The 16,675-nt window shown below is 63.7% G+C and carries 17 protein-coding genes and 1 tRNA gene; 4 read left to right on the forward strand and 14 right to left on the reverse strand.

The genetic code is table 11. The features are described from left to right. Window positions 1–31: 31 nt before the first annotated feature. Window positions 32–934 (reverse strand): LysR family transcriptional regulator, encoded by a 903-nt coding sequence (locus F3J45_RS19480; RefSeq protein WP_167066451.1) that lies wholly within the window; start codon window positions 932–934, stop codon window positions 32–34. A 211-nt stretch (window positions 935–1,145) separates the two neighbouring features. Here F3J45_RS19480 and F3J45_RS19485 point away from each other — a divergent pair, with 211 nt between their 5' ends. After that, window positions 1,146–2,423, forward strand: coding sequence for an aspartate aminotransferase family protein (locus tag F3J45_RS19485; protein ID WP_167066454.1), 1,278 nt, complete (start codon window positions 1,146–1,148; stop codon window positions 2,421–2,423). Between the two features lie 194 nt (window positions 2,424–2,617). Further along, entirely contained in the window at window positions 2,618–2,776 is a 159-nt protein-coding gene (locus F3J45_RS19490; RefSeq protein ID WP_009681539.1) for a YqaE/Pmp3 family membrane protein, read from the forward strand. A gap of 102 nt (window positions 2,777–2,878) precedes the next feature. On the opposite strand, the gene F3J45_RS30540 is transcribed toward F3J45_RS19490, so the two are convergent. The 11 genes from F3J45_RS30540 to F3J45_RS19545 form a co-directional block, all read right to left on the reverse strand. Continuing rightward, a complete protein-coding gene (locus F3J45_RS30540; RefSeq protein ID WP_205300604.1) occupies window positions 2,879–4,687 on the reverse strand; it encodes a S9 family peptidase in 1,809 nt (602 codons plus the stop codon). Then, window positions 4,668–5,816 (reverse strand): pyrroloquinoline quinone biosynthesis protein PqqE, encoded by a 1,149-nt coding sequence (gene pqqE, locus F3J45_RS19500; protein WP_167066460.1) that lies wholly within the window; start codon window positions 5,814–5,816, stop codon window positions 4,668–4,670. Before pqqE ends, F3J45_RS30540 begins: the two co-directional genes overlap by 20 nt. Then, window positions 5,788–6,063 (reverse strand): pyrroloquinoline quinone biosynthesis peptide chaperone PqqD, encoded by a 276-nt coding sequence (pqqD, locus tag F3J45_RS19505; RefSeq protein WP_167066463.1) that lies wholly within the window; start codon window positions 6,061–6,063, stop codon window positions 5,788–5,790. The genes pqqE and pqqD overlap by 29 nt, the downstream gene beginning before the upstream one ends. Beyond that, a complete protein-coding gene (gene pqqC / locus F3J45_RS19510) occupies window positions 6,060–6,797 on the reverse strand; it encodes a pyrroloquinoline-quinone synthase PqqC (protein WP_205299775.1) in 738 nt (245 codons plus the stop codon). Before pqqC ends, pqqD begins: the two co-directional genes overlap by 4 nt. Before the next feature lie 27 nt (window positions 6,798–6,824). Beyond that, window positions 6,825–7,736, reverse strand: a complete 912-nt coding sequence (gene pqqB, locus F3J45_RS19515; protein ID WP_167066469.1) for a pyrroloquinoline quinone biosynthesis protein PqqB — start codon at window positions 7,734–7,736, stop codon at window positions 6,825–6,827. Window positions 7,737–7,816: 80 nt separating this feature from the next. Next, entirely contained in the window at window positions 7,817–7,888 is a 72-nt protein-coding gene (gene pqqA, locus F3J45_RS19520; RefSeq protein ID WP_003243383.1) for a pyrroloquinoline quinone precursor peptide PqqA, read from the reverse strand. A 169-nt stretch (window positions 7,889–8,057) separates the two neighbouring features. After that, window positions 8,058–10,337: a pyrroloquinoline quinone biosynthesis protein PqqF gene (pqqF, locus tag F3J45_RS19525; protein WP_167066472.1), complete on the reverse strand. Its 2,280-nt coding sequence runs from the start codon at window positions 10,335–10,337 to the stop codon at window positions 8,058–8,060. A gap of 147 nt (window positions 10,338–10,484) precedes the next feature. Beyond that, window positions 10,485–11,279: a carbon-nitrogen hydrolase family protein gene (locus tag F3J45_RS19530; protein WP_167066475.1), complete on the reverse strand. Its 795-nt coding sequence runs from the start codon at window positions 11,277–11,279 to the stop codon at window positions 10,485–10,487. Between the two features lie 15 nt (window positions 11,280–11,294). Then, window positions 11,295–12,977, reverse strand: coding sequence for an NAD(P)/FAD-dependent oxidoreductase (locus tag F3J45_RS19535; protein ID WP_167066478.1), 1,683 nt, complete (start codon window positions 12,975–12,977; stop codon window positions 11,295–11,297). Window positions 12,978–13,139: 162 nt separating this feature from the next. Next, the gene (locus F3J45_RS19540) at window positions 13,140–13,451 is read right to left on the reverse strand and encodes a DNA-binding transcriptional regulator (RefSeq protein ID WP_167066481.1); all 312 of its coding nucleotides are present in this window, start codon (window positions 13,449–13,451) and stop codon (window positions 13,140–13,142) included. Between the two features lie 223 nt (window positions 13,452–13,674). Beyond that, window positions 13,675–14,136: an Lrp/AsnC family transcriptional regulator gene (locus tag F3J45_RS19545; RefSeq protein WP_167066484.1), complete on the reverse strand. Its 462-nt coding sequence runs from the start codon at window positions 14,134–14,136 to the stop codon at window positions 13,675–13,677. A gap of 275 nt (window positions 14,137–14,411) precedes the next feature. On the opposite strand from F3J45_RS19545, the gene F3J45_RS30545 reads away from it, so the two are divergent. Both F3J45_RS30545 and F3J45_RS19555 read left to right on the forward strand, forming a co-directional pair. Beyond that, the gene (locus F3J45_RS30545) at window positions 14,412–14,615 is read left to right on the forward strand and encodes a DUF4160 domain-containing protein (protein WP_205300606.1); all 204 of its coding nucleotides are present in this window, start codon (window positions 14,412–14,414) and stop codon (window positions 14,613–14,615) included. Continuing rightward, window positions 14,612–15,163 carry a DUF2442 domain-containing protein gene (locus tag F3J45_RS19555; protein WP_205300607.1) on the forward strand — a complete coding sequence of 184 codons (552 nt, stop codon included), beginning with the start codon at window positions 14,612–14,614 and terminating at the stop codon, window positions 15,161–15,163. Before F3J45_RS30545 ends, F3J45_RS19555 begins: the two co-directional genes overlap by 4 nt. 55 nt (window positions 15,164–15,218) lie before the next feature. On the opposite strand, the gene F3J45_RS19560 is transcribed toward F3J45_RS19555, so the two are convergent. After that, window positions 15,219–16,409 (reverse strand): Fic family protein, encoded by a 1,191-nt coding sequence (locus tag F3J45_RS19560; protein WP_167066490.1) that lies wholly within the window; start codon window positions 16,407–16,409, stop codon window positions 15,219–15,221. A 181-nt stretch (window positions 16,410–16,590) separates the two neighbouring features. Further along, a tRNA-Ile gene (locus tag F3J45_RS19565) sits at window positions 16,591–16,667 on the reverse strand. Between the last annotated feature and the right edge of the window lie 8 nt (window positions 16,668–16,675).

Below are 16,675 nucleotides of genomic sequence, written 5' to 3' on the forward strand. Positions count from 1 at the left end.
GCTTCGGCGGGGTTTTCTTTGTGCGCGTGTTTCAGCTGCCCGGCAGGCGAGCATCGGTTTCCTCTTCGAGCAGCGTGCGCAGCAACTCCACCGATGCCTGCTGGCGCTGGGCATCGCGAAACACCAGGCCCACCTTCAACGGCACCCGCGGCTCGCTCAGCGGCTTCCACAGCAGCCCCTGGTCGTCCTCGGCGGCATCCTTGGCCCGGCCCGGCAGGATGGTGGCCAGCGAGGTGTGCGCCAGGCTGTCGAGAATCCCCGCCATGTTGTTCATCTCGGCCTGCACCTGGGGCCGGCGCCCTTGGGCGGCCAACTGCTCTTTCCAGATCTGGCGGATCTGAAACTCCTCACCCAGCATCAGCATGGGCAATTCGGCCGCCTGCTTGATGGAAACCTTCTTGAATTCCTTCAGGGGGTGGGTATCGGGGATGACAACCTGCAGTTCATCTTCGTACAGCAGCAACCCGTGCAGCCCCGGCTGGCGCGGGGGCAGGTAGCTGATGCCGATATCCAGGTTGCCGTTGAGCAGCCGCCGTTCGATCTCCAGCCCCGACAGTTCGTAGATCTGCACCACCAGGTGCGGCTGGGCCTTGCGCAGGCGTTCAAGCAATTGCGGCACCAGGCTCGGGCGCACGGTCTGCAGCACGCCGATGGCCAAGGTGCGCAGTGACTGGCCCTTGAAGTTGCGCATAGCCTCGTGGGCGCGCTGCAGGCCGTCGAGCAGGGGCAGGGCGTGGTTGTACAGCGTGTGCGCGGCCAGGGTGGGCAACAGGCGCTTGTTGCTGCGCTCGAACAGGCTCAGGTCCAGGCTGTGCTCCAGCTGGCGGATCTGCTGGGAAAGCGCAGGCTGGGACAGGGAAAGGCGCTCGGCGGCGCGGCCCACATGGCCTTCTTCATACACCGCGACGAAATAACGCAGTTGGCGAAAATCCATAAGTAACACTTATCGAAAAAGCTGGGAAAACGAAATGGCCGGCATAGCCGCCGACGCCTAGTCTATCGCCGTATTCCAACGGGTTACAGCAGCCGATCGGTGCATTGTTACCGCGTTTGAGAAACACTTTTGATAGGCAAGACAAAATATCCAGCGCCGGCAACAAGACCGGACCCCTGGCCCCCCCTTACCGTGATTGGTTGGAGCCCCGATGAACCTGTTCAACCTGCGCCGTTCGGCCCCCGCCGCGGTTGCCGAGCGCAAGCCTGCGCCTGTGCTGGAGGCGGATGCGCCGTTGGCGCGTGAGCGGCTGATGGCCGGCAGCGAGCGTGCGGCCCAAGTGTTCGTCAGGGGCCAGGGCTCGTGGCTATGGGACAACGCCGGGCATGCCTACCTGGACTTCACCCAGGGTGGGGCGGTCAATAGCCTTGGGCATAGCCCGAGTGCACTGGCCAAGGCGCTGGGCAACCAGGCGCAGGCATTGATCAACCCCGGTGCTGGCTACCTCAGCCGGGGGTTGCTGGCCCTGGTAGAGCGCCTGTGCCAGAGCACTGGCAGCGACCAGGCCTACCTGCTGAACAGCGGCGCCGAAGCCTGTGAAGGGGCGATCAAGCTGGCGCGCAAGTGGGGCCAACTGCATCGCAATGGCGCCTACCACATCATTACCGCCAGCCAGGCTTGCCATGGCCGCAGCCTGGGGGCGTTGTCGGCCTCCGACCCGTTGCCGTGCAACCGCTGCGAACCGGGTTTGCCAGGCTTCAGCAAGGTGCCGTTCAACGACCTGGCGGCGCTGCATGCCGAAGTCGACTCGCGCACCGTGGCGATCATGCTCGAACCGATTCAAGGTGAGGCCGGGGTGATTCCGGCCACCCGCGAGTACCTGCAAGGTGTACAGAAACTGTGCCGCGAGCTGGGCATCCTGCTGATTCTTGACGAGGTGCAGACAGGCATTGGCCGCTGCGGCGCGTTGCTGGCCGAAGAAACCTATGGCGTGCGCGCCGACATCGTCACCCTGGGCAAGGGCCTGGGCGGCGGTGTGCCGCTGGCGGCGCTGCTGGCCCGTGGCACGGCGTGCTGCGCCGAGCCGGGTGAGCTCGATGGTAGCCACCATGGCAATGCGCTGATGAGCGCCGCAGGCCTGGCCGTACTGGACACCGTGCTGGAGCCGGGCTTTTTCGAGCAGGTGCAGGACAGTGGCCGCCATTTACGCGATGGCTTGAGCCGCCTGGCTGGCCGCTATGGCCAGGGCCAGGTGCGCGGGCAGGGTTTGCTCTGGGCGCTGCAGTTGCAGGAACACCTGGCCCGGGAGCTGGTCGAGGCTGCCTTGCAGGAGGGGCTGCTGATCAACGCGCCGCAGGCTGACGTGGTGCGCTTCTCGCCGGCGCTGACCGTGAGCAAGGGCAATATCGACGAGATGCTGCTGCGCCTGGCCCGGGCCTTTGCCCGGCTGCATGCGCAACAACAGGCCCGCCGCGTGATGCCGGCCTGATCTGGAATTCAACGAACCGTCTGGCGTTTCTGCGCATCGCCCCTGGCCTGATTTTGGCCCGGGGCGTTTTTTTTGCCTATGCGCCAAACCTGCGGAACGCCCGTAGCGAGCGTAGCTCGCGATTTGCGATTGGCCCGCGGAACCTCTGCCAAGCGAAGCGGGTCACTCTTGTAACCCCTTCAGGAGAACTTCGCATGGACTTCATTCGTATCATCATCGCCATCATCCTGCCGCCGCTGGGCGTATTTCTGCAGGTAGGATTTGGCGGGGCGTTCTGGCTGAATATTCTGCTGACCCTGCTGGGGTACATTCCTGGGATCGTGCATGCGGTGTATATCATTGCCAAGCGTTGAGGGCCCGGGGCTGCTCTGCAGCCCTTCGCGGGTCAAGCCCGCTCCTACAAGGGACCGCGATCTCCTGTAGGGGCGGCCTTGCGCCGCGAAAGGGCTTGGGCATCAGCCCTCCAGCACGCGGCAATAGAACTTCCATTCCTCTTCAAGCGCATGCGCCAGGTTCTCGGCTTTGCGAAAGCCATGCCGCTCTTCAGGGTAGAAATGCCCGACGGCTTCGATGCCATTGGCCTGCAGCGCTTCCAGCATGGAACGTGTCTGCGCAGGCACCACCACTGCATCCAGCTCGCCCTGGAAGAAAATCACCGGCACCTTGATCTGCCCGGCATGCAACAGCGGCGTGCGCTGGCGATAGCGCTCGGCGTCGTGCAGTGGGTCGCCAATCAGCCAATCCAGGTAGTCCGCTTCGAACTTGTGGGTGGCTTTGCCCAGGGCGACCGGGTCGCTGACACCGTACAGGCTGGCGCCGGCACGGAAGATGTTCTGGAAGGCCAATGCGCACAGCGCGGTATAGCCACCGGCACTGCCGCCGCGAATGAAGGCCTTGCTGCGGTCGATCAGGCCCTGCTCGGCCAGGTGCCGGACTGCGGCGCAGGCGTCCTGCACATCGCTCTCGCCCCAGCTCAGGTGCAGTGCCTGGCGATAAGCGCGGCCATAGCCGGTGCTGCCACGGTAGTTCAAATCAGCCACGGCGAAGCCGCGCTGGGTCCAGTACTGGATGCGCGGGTCGAGTACCGGGTAGCAGGCCGAAGTAGGGCCGCCGTGGATGAACACCACCAACGGCGGCGGCAGCTTGCTGCCCGGTGCCGGGTAGAAGAACCCGTGTGCGGTGGTGTCACCGCTGCCGTAGTGAATCGGCTGCGGCAGGCTGATGCGCTCGGCGGGCAGCACTTCGGCGCCCCCGGCCAGCACACTGACTTCGTGGTGGCTGCGGGCAATGGCGATGACGGCGGGTGGGCTGATGGGTGAGGCGGCCACGGCATAAATGTGCTCGGCGTCCATCGCCAGGCTGCGAAAACGGGTATAGGCACTGGCAAAGCGCTCGACCCGGCCATCTTCCCCGCGCAGGCCCAGTTGCCCGAAGCCGTTTTCGAACCAGGTGGCCAGGTAGCCCTGCGGGCCTGACGGCAACCAGGTACTGGCGCCAAGCTGCCAAGGGGCGGGCGCGTGATCGGCCGGCTCGGCCGGCAGCGCTTGCCAATGGCCGTCGACCTCGCCCCAGGGCTGCCAGAAGCCATCGCGGTCGCTCAGGCAATACAAGCGGCCTTCGGCATCGAAGCGCGGCTGTTGCAGCGACTCGTCCGCACCCGCCATGCAGCGTGCCTGGGACCAGTTGCCATTGGCGTCGCGCTCGCGGCACATCAGCCGGGTGCGGGTCCAGGGCTGGGCCGGGCGGTCCCATTCGACCCAGGCCAGGCGCCGGCCATCGTCACTGAGTACGGGCGAGGCATAGAAGTCGGCGCCTTCGGCCAGTACCTGGCGGGTGCCCTCGGCCAACGCGACCAGGCGGTGCTCGGCGCCCTCGGCGTGGCGCTCCTCGACCGCCAGCACCAGGCCTGCGTGCCACTGCAGGTCGCCGTAGCGGCAGGCGCCATCAGCTGTGAGGGCGCGGGGTGGGCTGGCGTCGAGGGCCTGGGTGTACACCTGCTGGTCTTTCTCGTTGACGAACAGCACGCCATCGCCGCCCAGGCAGAAGCTGCCGCCGCCGTATTCGTACACCCGGCTGCGCACGCTGAACCCGTCTGGGGTCAGGCAGCGCGCCTGGTGGGCGTGCCAGTGCCAGAGGCGACAAGCGCCGTCGGCGGGGCGAAACTCGTTCCAGAACAACCCCGCCGCGCTGACCTTGAGCTCGGCGAAGTCGGTGCCGGCGGCGACGGCCTGGGCGGCGCTGAAGTCAGCCGCGGACGATGACACGGGAGTTTCGTTCATTGCGGAAGGTCATCTGTTCAATGGCGAGAGTGGCGGTTTGCGCCTCCTCGCGGGCCTTGAGAATGATGCCGTGGTCGGCCGACTTGGCGCACACCGGGTCGGCCTTGCTGGCATCGCCGGTGAGCATGAAGGCCTGGCAACGGCAGCCGCCAAAGTCCTTTTCCTTCTCGTCGCACGAGCGGCAGGGCTCTGGCATCCAGTCGTAACCACGGAAGCGGTTGAAGCCAAACGAGTCGTACCAGATGTGGTGCAGGTCGTGGTCACGCACGTTGGGGAACTGCACCGGCAGCTGGCGCGCGCCATGGCAGGGCAGGGCGGTGCCGTCCGGGGTAATGGTCAGGAACAGGCTGCCCCAGCCGTTCATGCAGGCCTTGGGGCGTTCCTCATAATAGTCCGGGGTGACGAAGATCAGCTTGCACGGGTTGCCCTCGGCCTTGAGCTTTTCCCGGTATTGGTTGGTGATACGTTCGGCCCGTTCCAGCTGTTCGCGGGTGGGCAGCAGGCCCAGGCGGTTGAGGTGGGCCCAGCCGTAGAACTGGCAGGTGGCGAGCTCGACGAAGTCGGCCTGCAGGGCGATGCACAGCTCGATGATGCGGTCGATCTTGTCGATGTTGTGCCGGTGGGTCACGAAGTTGAGCACCATCGGGTAGCCGTGGGCCTTCACTGCCCGGGCCATCTCCAGTTTCTGCGCGAAGGCTTTCTTCGAGCCGGCCAGCAGGTTGTTCACCTGCTCGTCGCTGGCCTGGAAGCTGATCTGGATATGGTCCAGCCCGGCAGCCTTGAAGGCGGCAATGCGCGCTTCGGTCAGGCCGATGCCGGAGGTAATCAGGTTGGTGTAGTAGCCCAGACGGCGGGCTTCGCCGATCAGTTCGGCGAGGTCCTGGCGCACCAATGGCTCACCACCGGAGAAGCCGATTTGCGCCGCGCCCATTTCGCGGGCCTCGGCCATCACCTTGAACCACTGCTCGGTGCTCAGCTCCTTGCCCTGGGCGGCGAAGTCCAGTGGGTTGGAGCAGTACGGGCACTGCAACGGGCAGCGGTAGGTCAACTCGGCCAACAGCCACAGCGGCAGGCCGACCGGTACCTCAGGCGAGGACGATCCAGTGCTCGGCACGGGCCACCTCCATGAATTGCTCGATGTCGTCGCCGACTTCGGGCACACCAGGGAATTGTTCTTCCAGCGCGGCGATGATCGCTGCCACATCGCGCTTGCCGTCGATCAGCCCGCCGATCAGGGCAGCGCTGTCGTTGAGCTTGATCATACCTTCGGGGTACAGCAGCACGTGGCCTTTCTGCGCCGGTTCGTACTGGAAGCGGTAGCCGGGGCGCCAGTTCGGCACCTGGTTGCGGTCGAAGCTCATAGGGCGATCCCCTTGTGCCATACCCGTTGCTGGGTGACGGAGTGATAGGGCGGGCGGTTCAGCTCGTAGGCCATGCTCATGGCATCGAGCATGCTCCAGAGGATATCCAGCTTGAACTGCAGGATTTCCAGCATGCGGTCTTGCCCGGCGCGGGTGGTGTAGTGCTGCAGGGTGATCGCCAGGCCGTGCTCCACGTCGCGCCGGGCCTGGCCCAGGCGGGTGCGGAAGTATTCGTAGCCGGCGGGGTCGATCCACGGGTAGTGCTGCGGCCAGCTGTCCAGGCGCGACTGGTGGATCTGCGGGGCGAACAGTTCGGTCAGCGAGCTGCTGGCCGCTTCCTGCCAGCTGGCGCGACGGGCGAAGTTGACGTAGGCGTCGACGGCGAAGCGTACACCGGGCAGTACCAGTTCCTGGGAGCGCAGTTGGTCGGGGTCCAGGCCTACTGCCTGGCCCAGGCGCAGCCAGGCTTCGATGCCGCCGTCCTCGCCGGGCGCGCCGTCGTGGTCGAGCAGGCGTTGAATCCACTCGCGGCGAACCTCGCGGTCCGGGCAGTTGGCCAGGATCGCGGCATCCTTCATCGGGATGTTCACCTGGTAGTAGAAGCGGTTGGCCACCCAGCCCTGGATCTGCTCGCGGCTGGCGCGGCCTTGGTACATCGCCACGTGGTAGGGGTGGTGAATGTGGTAGTAGGCGCCCTTGGCGCGCAGGGCCTGCTCGAACTCGGCAGGGGACATCGGCAATGCGTCGCTCACAGGGCCTCCTTACAACTCGATGCTCATGCCGTCGAAGGCCACTTCGACGCCGCGGCGCACGACTTCGGCGCGCTCGGGGGAGTCTTCATCGAGAATCGGGTTGGTGTTGTTGATGTGAATAAGCACCTTGCGCTGGCGTGGGAAGCCACTGAGCACTTCGAGCATGCCGCCGGGGCCGTTCTGCGCCAGGTGGCCCATTTCACGGCCGGTGCGGGTGCCGACACCGCGGCGCTGCATTTCATCATCCTCCCACAGCGTGCCATCGACCAGCAGGCAGTCGGCGCCGTCCATCATCTGCAGCAGCTTGGCGTCCACCTGGCCCAGGCCTGGGGCGTAGAACAGCTTGCCGCCGGTGCGGGTGTCTTCTACCAGCAAGCCAAGGTTGTCCCCAGGGTGCGGGTCGAAGCGGTGCGGCGAGTAGGGCGGCGCGGCGCTGCGCAGCGGGAAGGGGGTGAAGCGCAGGTTCGGGCAGGCGTCGATGACGAAGCTGCCTTCGAGCGCAATGCGGTTCCAGCGCAGGCCACCGTTCCAGTGACTGAGCATGTTGAACAGCGGGAAACCGGTGGACAGGTCCTGGTGGACCATGTCGGTGCACCAGACTTGGTGCGGGCAGCCTTCGCGCAGGCTGAGCAGGCCAGTGGTGTGGTCGATCTGGCTGTCGAGCAGGACGATGGCGTCGATGCCGGTGTCGCGCAATGCACGTGCCGGTTGCATCGGCGCAAAGGCCTGGAGCTGGGCGCGGATGTCGGGTGAGGCGTTGCACAGGATCCAGTGCTCACCGTCGTCAGACAGGGCGATGGACGACTGGGTGCGTGCCGTGGCGCGCAGGCTGCCGTCGCGAAAGCCCTTGCAGTTGACGCAGTTGCAGTTCCACTGCGGGAAACCACCGCCGGCGGCGGAACCGAGAATCTGGATGTACATGGCCGCTCCTTTTGCGAAAAGCCGAATGCAAAAAACGACGACGCCCCGGCGGGCCGAGGCGTCGAGCCGCAAGGCAGGGCTTAGCGGTTGGCGAAGTACATGGTCACTTCGAAGCCGATACGCAGGTCAGTGTATGCAGGTTTGGTCCACATGGGCGTTCTCCTTCAGGTTGGGTTGGGGTACTTCAGCTACTGGTTGGGTGCCACCTGGAGCAGGAGGTTCCGTTGGCTGAGATAGCATTTATCTTACAAGAAAAGTTTGTACCGAAAGGTTAATTCTTTGATAAGCAACCTTGCGTCAAACGTAACAATCCGGCTGTCGTCAGTGCCAGGAGGCGTCTGGTGCAGCGGCATTGGCCAGGCAAAGCCAGGTGCGATCGGCGCCGAGCAGGTGGGCCAGCAGGGCATCCAGGTCGGCTTGGCGTATCATCAGGATAGACCGCTGCAGTGCAGGCAGGTCGGCCGGTTGTGTGGCCAGGTGTGTCTGCCAGGCCCATTCGGCAACCTCGGCGTTGGCCATGGCCGCTTCGTCGAACTGTTCGGCCAGAGCCTGCTGAGCGTTGCTGTCGAGGTTTACACCCTGGCTCAGCAGGGCATGCAGGTGCCCGAGGATTTCGCCGTGGCTGGCGTGGGGCGATTGCACGCCGAACAGCAGGCCGCCGAGGCCTTCGACCTGACGGAAGGCACTGAACACGGCATAGCCCAGTTGCAGCTCGACCCGCAGGCGCTGGTACACCGGGCCCTGCAGAAGCTGGGCAAGCAGGCGGCCACAGGCTTGCTGCGCGGCGGGCAGCGGGCAGAACAGCAACAGGGCGTTTTCGCTGCCTGCCAGCTTGGCGTGGTGCCAGCGCTGGCCTTGCCAATGCGGGGCGGGCGTGGGGCTGGCCGCTTGGCCGGGGCAGTTCTGCAGCACTGCAGCCAACCCTTGCAGGGCGCTGGCGTCGAAACCCGTGGCAAGGCCGTGCCAATGGCTGTTTTGCCACGCAGCCGCGAGCCGCGACGGTTCCAGGGGGCTGGTGGGCGACGGCGCAGGTTGAGTGCCATGCACGGCGTCGGGCAACTGGTTGATCAGCGCCCGAATGGGGATCAATGCTGGCCCTTCCTGTTCAGGCGGTTGCCACTCGTTGGGTGAACGCAGGGCCGCCAGGGCGTATTCCACCGCGCGAACCACAGCGGCCGGGTGGCCCGTGCAGCGCAACTGCCAGTGCTCGCCCAAGGTGCTGAACTGCAGCTGTACGCTGGCGTGCTCGCAGCGCGCCTGCAGGGGCAGCAGGCTGCGTTCGAGAACCGTGTGCAGGCCTTGGCCCAGGGCTGACGGCACCTGCCAGCGCAGGTGAAGGGCTGCGTACTGGCGGGTAGGTGGCAGCAGGGCGCAGGTGTTCAGGGCATGCGGCATCGCCACGGCCCGGGCGTTGGGCAAGTCGTCGAGCAGCAATGGCTCGGCGGCAGGCAGTTGCCATTGCCCGTGATCGAGGCAGGGCAGCTGTTCGAGCAATGCCTGGAGCGCGGCCATCGCCTGGCCATCCAGCGCTACGAAGGGCTGCCCGGCGCTGTCGCGACGGGCCAGTTCCAGCGCGCTGGCGCTGCGTTCGCGGCGTTGTTGCAGCAGGGCGAAAGCCTGGTTCAATGGGTCGGGGTTTGCCTGGCGGATAAAGCCGAACCAACCGTGCAATAGCCTCAGGGCCTCTTCTCGGTCGGCCTGCGGGTGGAGTTTCAGGTCGATGTGCCAGAGCAGTTGTCCGGCAAAGCCATACAGGGGCTCGGCCTTGAATGCCTTGAGCCAGCCGTGCTGCTGCAGTGCATTCAGCCAACTGCCGGGGCGGTTGTCGGCAAGGCCCGCCAACAGCAGTTCCAGCGCTTGCTCCGCGCCGTAGGGCAGGGCTTGGTGGGCGAACAGCAGGGGTTCGTTGGTAGAGAGGGCCGGGGGCTGGGCCTGCGTTAGCGCGGCGCCTGTGGCGAATGCACCGGTGAGTTGCCTGGCGAGCTGTTCCAGTTCGTCCAGGGGCTGCGGGCCACACAGGCTCAAGGTGATCTGGCCGCTGCGGTAGAAGCGTTGGTGGAAACCGTTGAGCGCGTGCTGGAAGCCAGTGTTGCGGATTGCGAGAGAATAGCGATTGCCCGCATGAAAGCCGACCAACGGATGATCGCCCGCCACGGCCTGCAGCAGGGCGAACTGCTGCTGCGCCTGGGCATTGCGTGACCAGGCAATGAACTCGGCGTGGATCACTTCCCTTTCGCGGGCTTGCCGTTCGATGCCCAGGTCGGGTTCGGCGAGCATCTGGCACAGGCGCTCCAGCCCACCGCCCAGGGCAGCGGGCGGAACTTCGAAGAAGAAGTCGGTGGTGCGCTCGCGGGTGCTGGCGTTGACCTGGCCGCCCAGTGCCTGGACGTAGCGCATCAGGCCGTCTTCCAGGGGAAAACGCGCGGTGCCGAGGAAGAACAGGTGTTCAAGAAAATGCGCCAGGCCTGGCCACTGGCGCGGGGCATCGTGGCTGCCCGCGTGCACCCGCAAGGCAGCCGCTGAACGCTTCAGGCGCGGGGCATGGCGCAGGGTCAGTTGCAGGCCGTTGGCAAGGGTGAGGTGGCGGGTGGTGTCAGGCATGGGAACTCCGGGGCAGGTGTTCATGCTAACCGCCTTCTGGCCCTATCGCGACCTGCGGTCGCTCCTACAAAGCATGGCCAGCAGACGCGCCGCAGCTTCCCTGTAGGAGCGACCGAAGGTCGCGATGGGGCTGCGCAGCAGCCCCTGTCAGCCTTCGCGCAGATGCAGCTCCCGCCGCAGGTCAGTCAAGTACGGAAACGCCTCTCGCCCCCGCTGCAATTGCTCACGCGATAGGTCAGCCAGCAGCAGACACTCTTCATGCCCAGCCATCGCCAGCAAGCTGCCATCCACCCCGACGATACTGCTTTGCCCGCAGTACCGAATGTCATCCTCGGCCCCGCAATAGTTGGCATACACCAGGTAACACTGGTTCTCCTGCGCCCTGGCGCGCACGGTCACCTGGCAAACGAAATCGTAAGGCGCCATGTTCGCAGTCGGCACCAGAATCAACTCGGCCCCGGCCAATGCCAGGCGCCGGGCATTCTCCGGAAACTCGATGTCGTAGCAGATCAGCAGCCCGACCTTCCAGCCCTCCAGCTCGACCACCGGGAAATGGTCGGCACCGGCGCTGAACATCGCCCGGTCCAGTTCGCCGAACAGGTGAGTCTTGCGGTAATTGCTCAGGCTACGGCCATGGGCGTCGATCAACTGCACGCTGTTGTAGATCGCCCCATCGTCGGCGCGCTCGGGGTAGCCGTAGGCGATGGCGATGCGGTGCGCCTGGGCAATCTCCACCACTTCCATGGCCGCCGGGCCATCCTCGGCCTCGGCCAACCGTTCGACCTGTGCCAGGCCAATGTTGTAACCGCTCAGGAACATTTCCGGGCACACCAGCAACTGCGCGCCTTGCTCCGCCGCCTGGTGTGCCTGGTGGCGCAGCCGTTGCAGGTTGCCGGGAACGTCCAGTGGGTGGGGGGCGCCCTGGAACAAAGCGATGCGCATGCTGCCTCCTTGGTGTCAGTCGGCCAGGGCGATGGGCCCGATTGCATCGAACACGTCGCCTGGGCCAGGGTTGTCCGGGTGGGTGCGGCCACCGAAGTGGTTCATGATACCCCACACCGCATTCAGCGACGTCTGCACCGCGCCCTCGACCCAGGCCGGGGTCCACGACACATCGTCACCGGCGATGAACATGCCGCGCTGTTCGGCGGGCATGTCCTGCTGCATGAAGTGCGCGTACATGCGTTGGTTGTAGCGGTAGTGGCCCGGCAGGGCACCCTTGAAGGCACCGAGGAAATGCGGGTCGGCTTCCCAGGAGATGGTGATCGGGTCGCCGATGATATGCCCGGCGATGTCGGTTTTCGGGTAGATCTTCTTCAGCGCGTCCAGAGCCAGTTGCACGCGCTTCTCCACCGGGTGCGGAAGCATCTTCAGGGCGTCGCTCATCCAGGCATAGGACAGGCAGATGACCCCAGGCTTGTCGTCGCCATTGTCGAACAGGTAGGTGCCGCGGGTGAGGCGGTCGGTCAGCGTCATGCTCATCAGGTCGCGGCCGGTTTGCGGGTCTTTATCTTTCCAGAACGGCCGGTCGACCATGACGAAGGTTTTCGACGATTGCATGTAGCGGGTGCGGTCCAGGGCCATCCACATCTTTTGCGAGAACAGCGACTCTTCGCAGTCGATCTGGGTGGTCAGCAGCCAACTCTGGCAGGTGGCGAGCACCGCGCCATAGTGGCGGGTATCGCCCCAGTTGTCGGTCACTGCCAGGCGCCCGTCGCTGGCGCGGGCGATGCGCTTGACCCCGGTGCGCGGTGCTCCGCCATGCAACGCGCTGAGGCTGGTGCCTGCGGGCCAGTGCGCGCAGCGCTCCGGCACATGGCGCCAGATGCCCTGGGGCACTTGCTCCACGCCGCCGACGATCAGGTGCTGGTGGTCGTCGCAATTGGTCATCACCACGCGGAAGATTTCCAGCATCGAATTGGGGAAGTCCGAGTCCCAGCCACCGGTGCCGAAGCCAACCTGGCCGAACACTTCGCGGTGCTGGAAGCTCAGTTGGGTGAAGGCGCGCGAGGTGGCGACGAAGTCGTAGAACGTGCGGTCGTCCCACAGCGGCACCAGCTTGTTCCACAGTGCCTTGAGGCGGGGCACGTCGCGGTCGCGGATTGCCTGCTGGATGTCGGCGAATTGCGCGCCGCTTTCCAGGGCGTCGGCCCAGGCGTCAGCGACTTCGTGGAACAGCGCAGGCAGGTCGCTTGCGTGTTCAGCGTAGTAGGTTTGGCCTTCAAGGTCGATCACCGTGCTGTGCGAGGCGGCAGTCAGCGGGTTGGGGAAAGGCTTGGTTTCCAGGCCCAGTTTGTCGACATAGTGATAGAACGCGGTGGAGGACACGGGAAAGCGCATGCCGCCCAGCTCGGCGATGATCCCGTCGGTTCCGTTGAAGGCTTGGGAACGCAGGCGCCCGCCGAGTTTCGAGGCCTCGTACACCACGGGCTTGAGGCCCAGCTTCATCAATTCGTAGGCCGCCACCAGCCCGGCGATACCGGCGCCGACGATGGCCACTTCCTCACCTTGGCGCTCGGCCGGGATGCTGCCCAGGCCGGCAGGGTGTTCCAGCCAGTCGTCGAAGGCGAAGGGAAAGTCCGGGCCGAAGATGGTGATGGGCGCCTTGCCGTCGGCGGGGTGGCGGTTTTTCTTGTTCATGAAGTGACCTTGCCAGAGCGGCTGCGCGGGGGGCGGAGCCTGAGTATAGGAGATGGCTGAGGGTCATTTTAGGGAGTGAGGGATTCGTAATTAAGACGCACAAGTTTGGCAAATGGCTGCTTTTTTCGTCATATAGACGAGTCAGTCATTAAATACGACGAATCACGTTAGCGAGGCGAGGTGCTCCACTGTTTCCGGGAATTTCTGAACCAGACGGATCAGCGCAACAGCTTGTGCATTAGGTTTGGAACGGCCTTGCTCCCAGTTCTCCAAGGTTCGCACATTGGTCCGCAGGTAATTGGCGAACAGCGCCCTGGACATATTCAATTGCTGGCGCAATTCAATGAGTTCGTTGGGCGCTAGCACCAGCTCCGAGAAGCTGACCTTGTGCGAGCGCAGGGTCATTTTCCCAGCACGTTCTTCGGACAGGGCATCGAAGCCTTGGGTGAGCTCAGTGAAGAGGTTGCGGGGCATGATTTGTCCTCATCAGGTATTCGCGTTCGAGCATGGTTTTTAGCGCCTTGCGTTGCTGCTCTGTCAGGTCGTCCTGTACGTCTTCCTTTCAGCCTATACACCTTGGGCTCCCTTCGTGGGCGCCATTGAATTGCAGCATGTAACGCTTGTAGGAAATGCCGGGCAGGCTATTCGGAGGCTTCTGAATCAAGGGGGTGGGTGCCGCTTTGGTGCCAAAGGTGATTCAGATCGGTTGCCCCCGGTCCACCTTGCTGCTGAGGATGATCGATGTGGTGGTCTTGTCGACGCCATCGACACTGCCAATCTGGTCCAGCAGTTGGTCGAGCTGTTCCGGCGAATCACAGCGCAGCCAGGCGACATAGTCGAATTCGCCACTCACCGCGCACAGTTGCTGCACCTGCCCCATGGCGCTCAGCCGTCGCACCACCTCCTTGCCGGAGCGCGGTTGCACCTTGATGCCGACATAAGCCTGCAGCCCGCCACCGATCAGGCGCTGGCCCAGGCGTACGCCGTAACCAGTGATGACCTTGTGCTTCTCCAGCCGCTCCAGGCGCGAGTTCACCGTGGTGCGCGCAATGCCCAGCTGGCGGGCCAGGGTGGCGACGCTTTCGCGGGCGTTGATTTGCAGCAGGGCGATCAGTTGGCGGTCGATTTCATCGAGGGTGATGGGGCGGGAATCGAGCATGGCAAGTCTCGGCAGTGGGCCCGCTAGCCTAGCGAGGCCGGGGCGGGGAGGGCAATATCGGGAGCTCAAGGAATGCTCGGGCTGCCCACAGGCGTCAGACGCTGGGAAGTGGTACTTCGCTACGCGCTTGTGTGGAGTGGTTCAGCCCCTTGTAAGCCGCGCTTACATTTTTCAAGCTGAGCATCCGACGGCTCAATGGTACTGTTCGGTGCAACCATTGCACTCTATACTTTCCCATGCCTACGATTCATCGTCTGCCCAACTGTACAATTTGTATGTACGCGAATGATCATGCCCCGCCTCATTTTCATGTGAGGTTGAGTGATGGTCGTCAGGCGTTGATAGCAATTGAGGACCTGTCTCTGCTGACTGGGTTTGGCGGCTCGCGAGTCTCCATGCGTGAGTTGGGTGAAGCCATGGAATGGGCTTCATTCAACAGGCCTCAGCTGCTTGCCAAGTGGAAGGAGTTGAACCAATGACCCGTAAGCATTTCATGCTTGAAGATATCGCGGTTTCCGCCCCTGGGGCCTTGTTGCTGACGTTCGCGGACGGTGAACGGTTTCCAGTGAGGCTGGATGAAATCATCGCCAGGCACCCTACATTGCACGCGCTTTCAATGCCCGACGTTTTTGCAACCGCCGCGATCGGCGAGTGGAAGGACACGGTCATTTGGGCTGACGATGACAATTTGGAGTTGGCCGCTGATAACCTCAGGGCGCTGGCCGTAGAGCAGGCTGGTGATTGCTCGCATGAGCGGGTTTGGAACTGGATGGCCAGAAATGAGCTGACCCTCGATCAAGCAGCTCAGGAGTTGGGTTTGAGCCGGCGCATGCTCGCCTACTACAAGAGTGGTGAGAAGCCAGTGCCGAGAACCGTCGCGCTTGCCATGAAAGGCTGGGATGCCTTGTATGCCGGGAAAGCCAAGCCGAGGAAGGGGAACAACGCCATGCGTGGTGAGGTGTCTTCTGACACCCCTATGCTCATGAGAAACGCCTCGGCAGCAAGCGCCTCGAAGAAACGCGCCTGACCTGGCCGCGGACAGTCTTCCGTTCGGGCAGGCTGGGGAGGGCAGTGAGCGGTCTCTAAGGTTTTGAGGATGTTTCGATAGTTTCGTGGTTTGCGGCCTGAATGGAGTTGTCGTTCCAATTGACCTGATAGCGGGTGCTTCGCCCGCCGCCCGGCAGGCGCAATATGCAGCCCTTTTCCAGCAAATCAGCCAAGTGCCGACTCGCCGTGGCTTTCGAGACTTTCGCTACGGCTTGGTACTGACCGGCACTGATGCCATCCGCAAAGCCACCGCGGGGATCTAGTACATCGCCATCGAGCAAGCGATTAAGCACTTTGACCTGCTCCTTCGACAATCCACTTTGACTGTGCGTGCGCCAGAAGCGTGCCTTGCCCAGCACCCGTTCAATCCGAGCCAGGGCCTGCTCAATGCTTTTCAGCAGCGTCTGCAGGAACCACTCAAGCCATGCCGTGATGTCCACCCCGGCTCTCTGGCTGCTCTGGAGGATTTCATAGTAGCCCCGTCGATCATCGAGAATGCTTGCCGACATCGCGTAGAGCCTGATCGACTGCGGTTGTGCCTGGGTCAGTGCGAGATCGGTAATGGCGCGGGTCAGTCGTCCGTTGCCGTCGTCGAATGGATGTAGCGTGACAAACCAGAAATGCGCGACACCGGCGCGCAGCAGCGGGTCGAGCTTCACGTCATTTTGGCTGTCGTTGAACCAGCATAGGAAGCGATGCAGCTGAGCTTCCAACCCTTCACGAGGCGGTGCCTCAAAATGCACTGTCGGCTTGTCGATACGCCCTGAAACTACCTGCATCGGCTCTTCGCCACGCAATTCGCCGATTCGCATGGGCGCCGTCAGCAATTGTTCGGATACTGGAAAGAGCAAGATATGCCAATGCAGCAGGCGCTCAAGTGACAAGGGCTCGCCATGGGACCGCGTTGCGTCGAGCATCAACTCAGCGAGGCCCTTGCTGCGGGCAGTCTCCTGACCGTCGGCTTGCAGCCCCATGCGACGGGCCAAGGACGAGCGCACGGATTCAACATTGAGGCGCTCGCCCTCGATCGCCGAGCTGGTAATGATGTTTTGCAGCAGTGCATCGAGCGTATTTTGTGCCTGCTCATCCGCACTGATGGCGCCCGCCATGCCCAGCAGTCGGCCTTGAGCTTGCGTGCAAGCACGAAGCAGGTGGGTCAGGGTGTCCATCTGCCAATGAAAGTCTGGCCAGTCGGGCTGTTGCCAAATCCAGAAGGGTAGGGTCATAGGTGCCTCAGGGCGGGCGGTGAGACGAATAGAGCGCCTATTCGGCTCATTTATTGAGCCGATTATGGTGCTTATTCGGCTCATCGTCCAACACGCGGGTACGCCAGGAACGTACCGGCGTTGCTGGCTGTGCAGTACGTCGGGCACAAAAAAGCCGCGCAGTGCGCGGCTTCGTCGTATCTGGTGGGCCCACACGGACTCGAACCGTGGACCAAAGGATTATGAGTCCTCTGCTCTAACCGACTGAGCTATAGGCCCTCAGTAAG

Source organism: Pantoea sp. Ap-967, from assembly GCF_011752565.1.
GTDB lineage: Bacteria > Pseudomonadota > Gammaproteobacteria > Pseudomonadales > Pseudomonadaceae > Aquipseudomonas.

Coding starts and splice junctions, on each gene's coding strand:
- F3J45_RS19560 (WP_167066490.1), bottom strand. CDS start 16,409: ATGACCCTACCCTTCTGGATTTGGCAACAGCCCGACTGGCCAGACTTT.
- F3J45_RS19535 (WP_167066478.1), bottom strand. CDS start 12,977: ATGAACAAGAAAAACCGCCACCCCGCCGACGGCAAGGCGCCCATCACC.
- F3J45_RS19485 (WP_167066454.1), top strand. CDS start 1,146: ATGAACCTGTTCAACCTGCGCCGTTCGGCCCCCGCCGCGGTTGCCGAG.
- F3J45_RS19530 (WP_167066475.1), bottom strand. CDS start 11,279: ATGCGCATCGCTTTGTTCCAGGGCGCCCCCCACCCACTGGACGTTCCC.
- pqqD (WP_167066463.1), bottom strand. CDS start 6,063: ATGAGCTTCGACCGCAACCAGGTGCCGAACTGGCGCCCCGGCTACCGC.
- F3J45_RS19540 (WP_167066481.1), bottom strand. CDS start 13,451: ATGCCCCGCAACCTCTTCACTGAGCTCACCCAAGGCTTCGATGCCCTG.
- pqqC (WP_205299775.1), bottom strand. CDS start 6,797: ATGTCCCCTGCCGAGTTCGAGCAGGCCCTGCGCGCCAAGGGCGCCTAC.
- F3J45_RS30545 (WP_205300606.1), top strand. CDS start 14,412: ATGTACGCGAATGATCATGCCCCGCCTCATTTTCATGTGAGGTTGAGT.
- F3J45_RS19480 (WP_167066451.1), bottom strand. CDS start 934: ATGGATTTTCGCCAACTGCGTTATTTCGTCGCGGTGTATGAAGAAGGC.
- F3J45_RS19545 (WP_167066484.1), bottom strand. CDS start 14,136: ATGCTCGATTCCCGCCCCATCACCCTCGATGAAATCGACCGCCAACTG.
- F3J45_RS19490 (WP_009681539.1), top strand. CDS start 2,618: ATGGACTTCATTCGTATCATCATCGCCATCATCCTGCCGCCGCTGGGC.
- F3J45_RS19555 (WP_205300607.1), top strand. CDS start 14,612: ATGACCCGTAAGCATTTCATGCTTGAAGATATCGCGGTTTCCGCCCCT.
- pqqF (WP_167066472.1), bottom strand. CDS start 10,337: ATGCCTGACACCACCCGCCACCTCACCCTTGCCAACGGCCTGCAACTG.
- pqqB (WP_167066469.1), bottom strand. CDS start 7,736: ATGTACATCCAGATTCTCGGTTCCGCCGCCGGCGGTGGTTTCCCGCAG.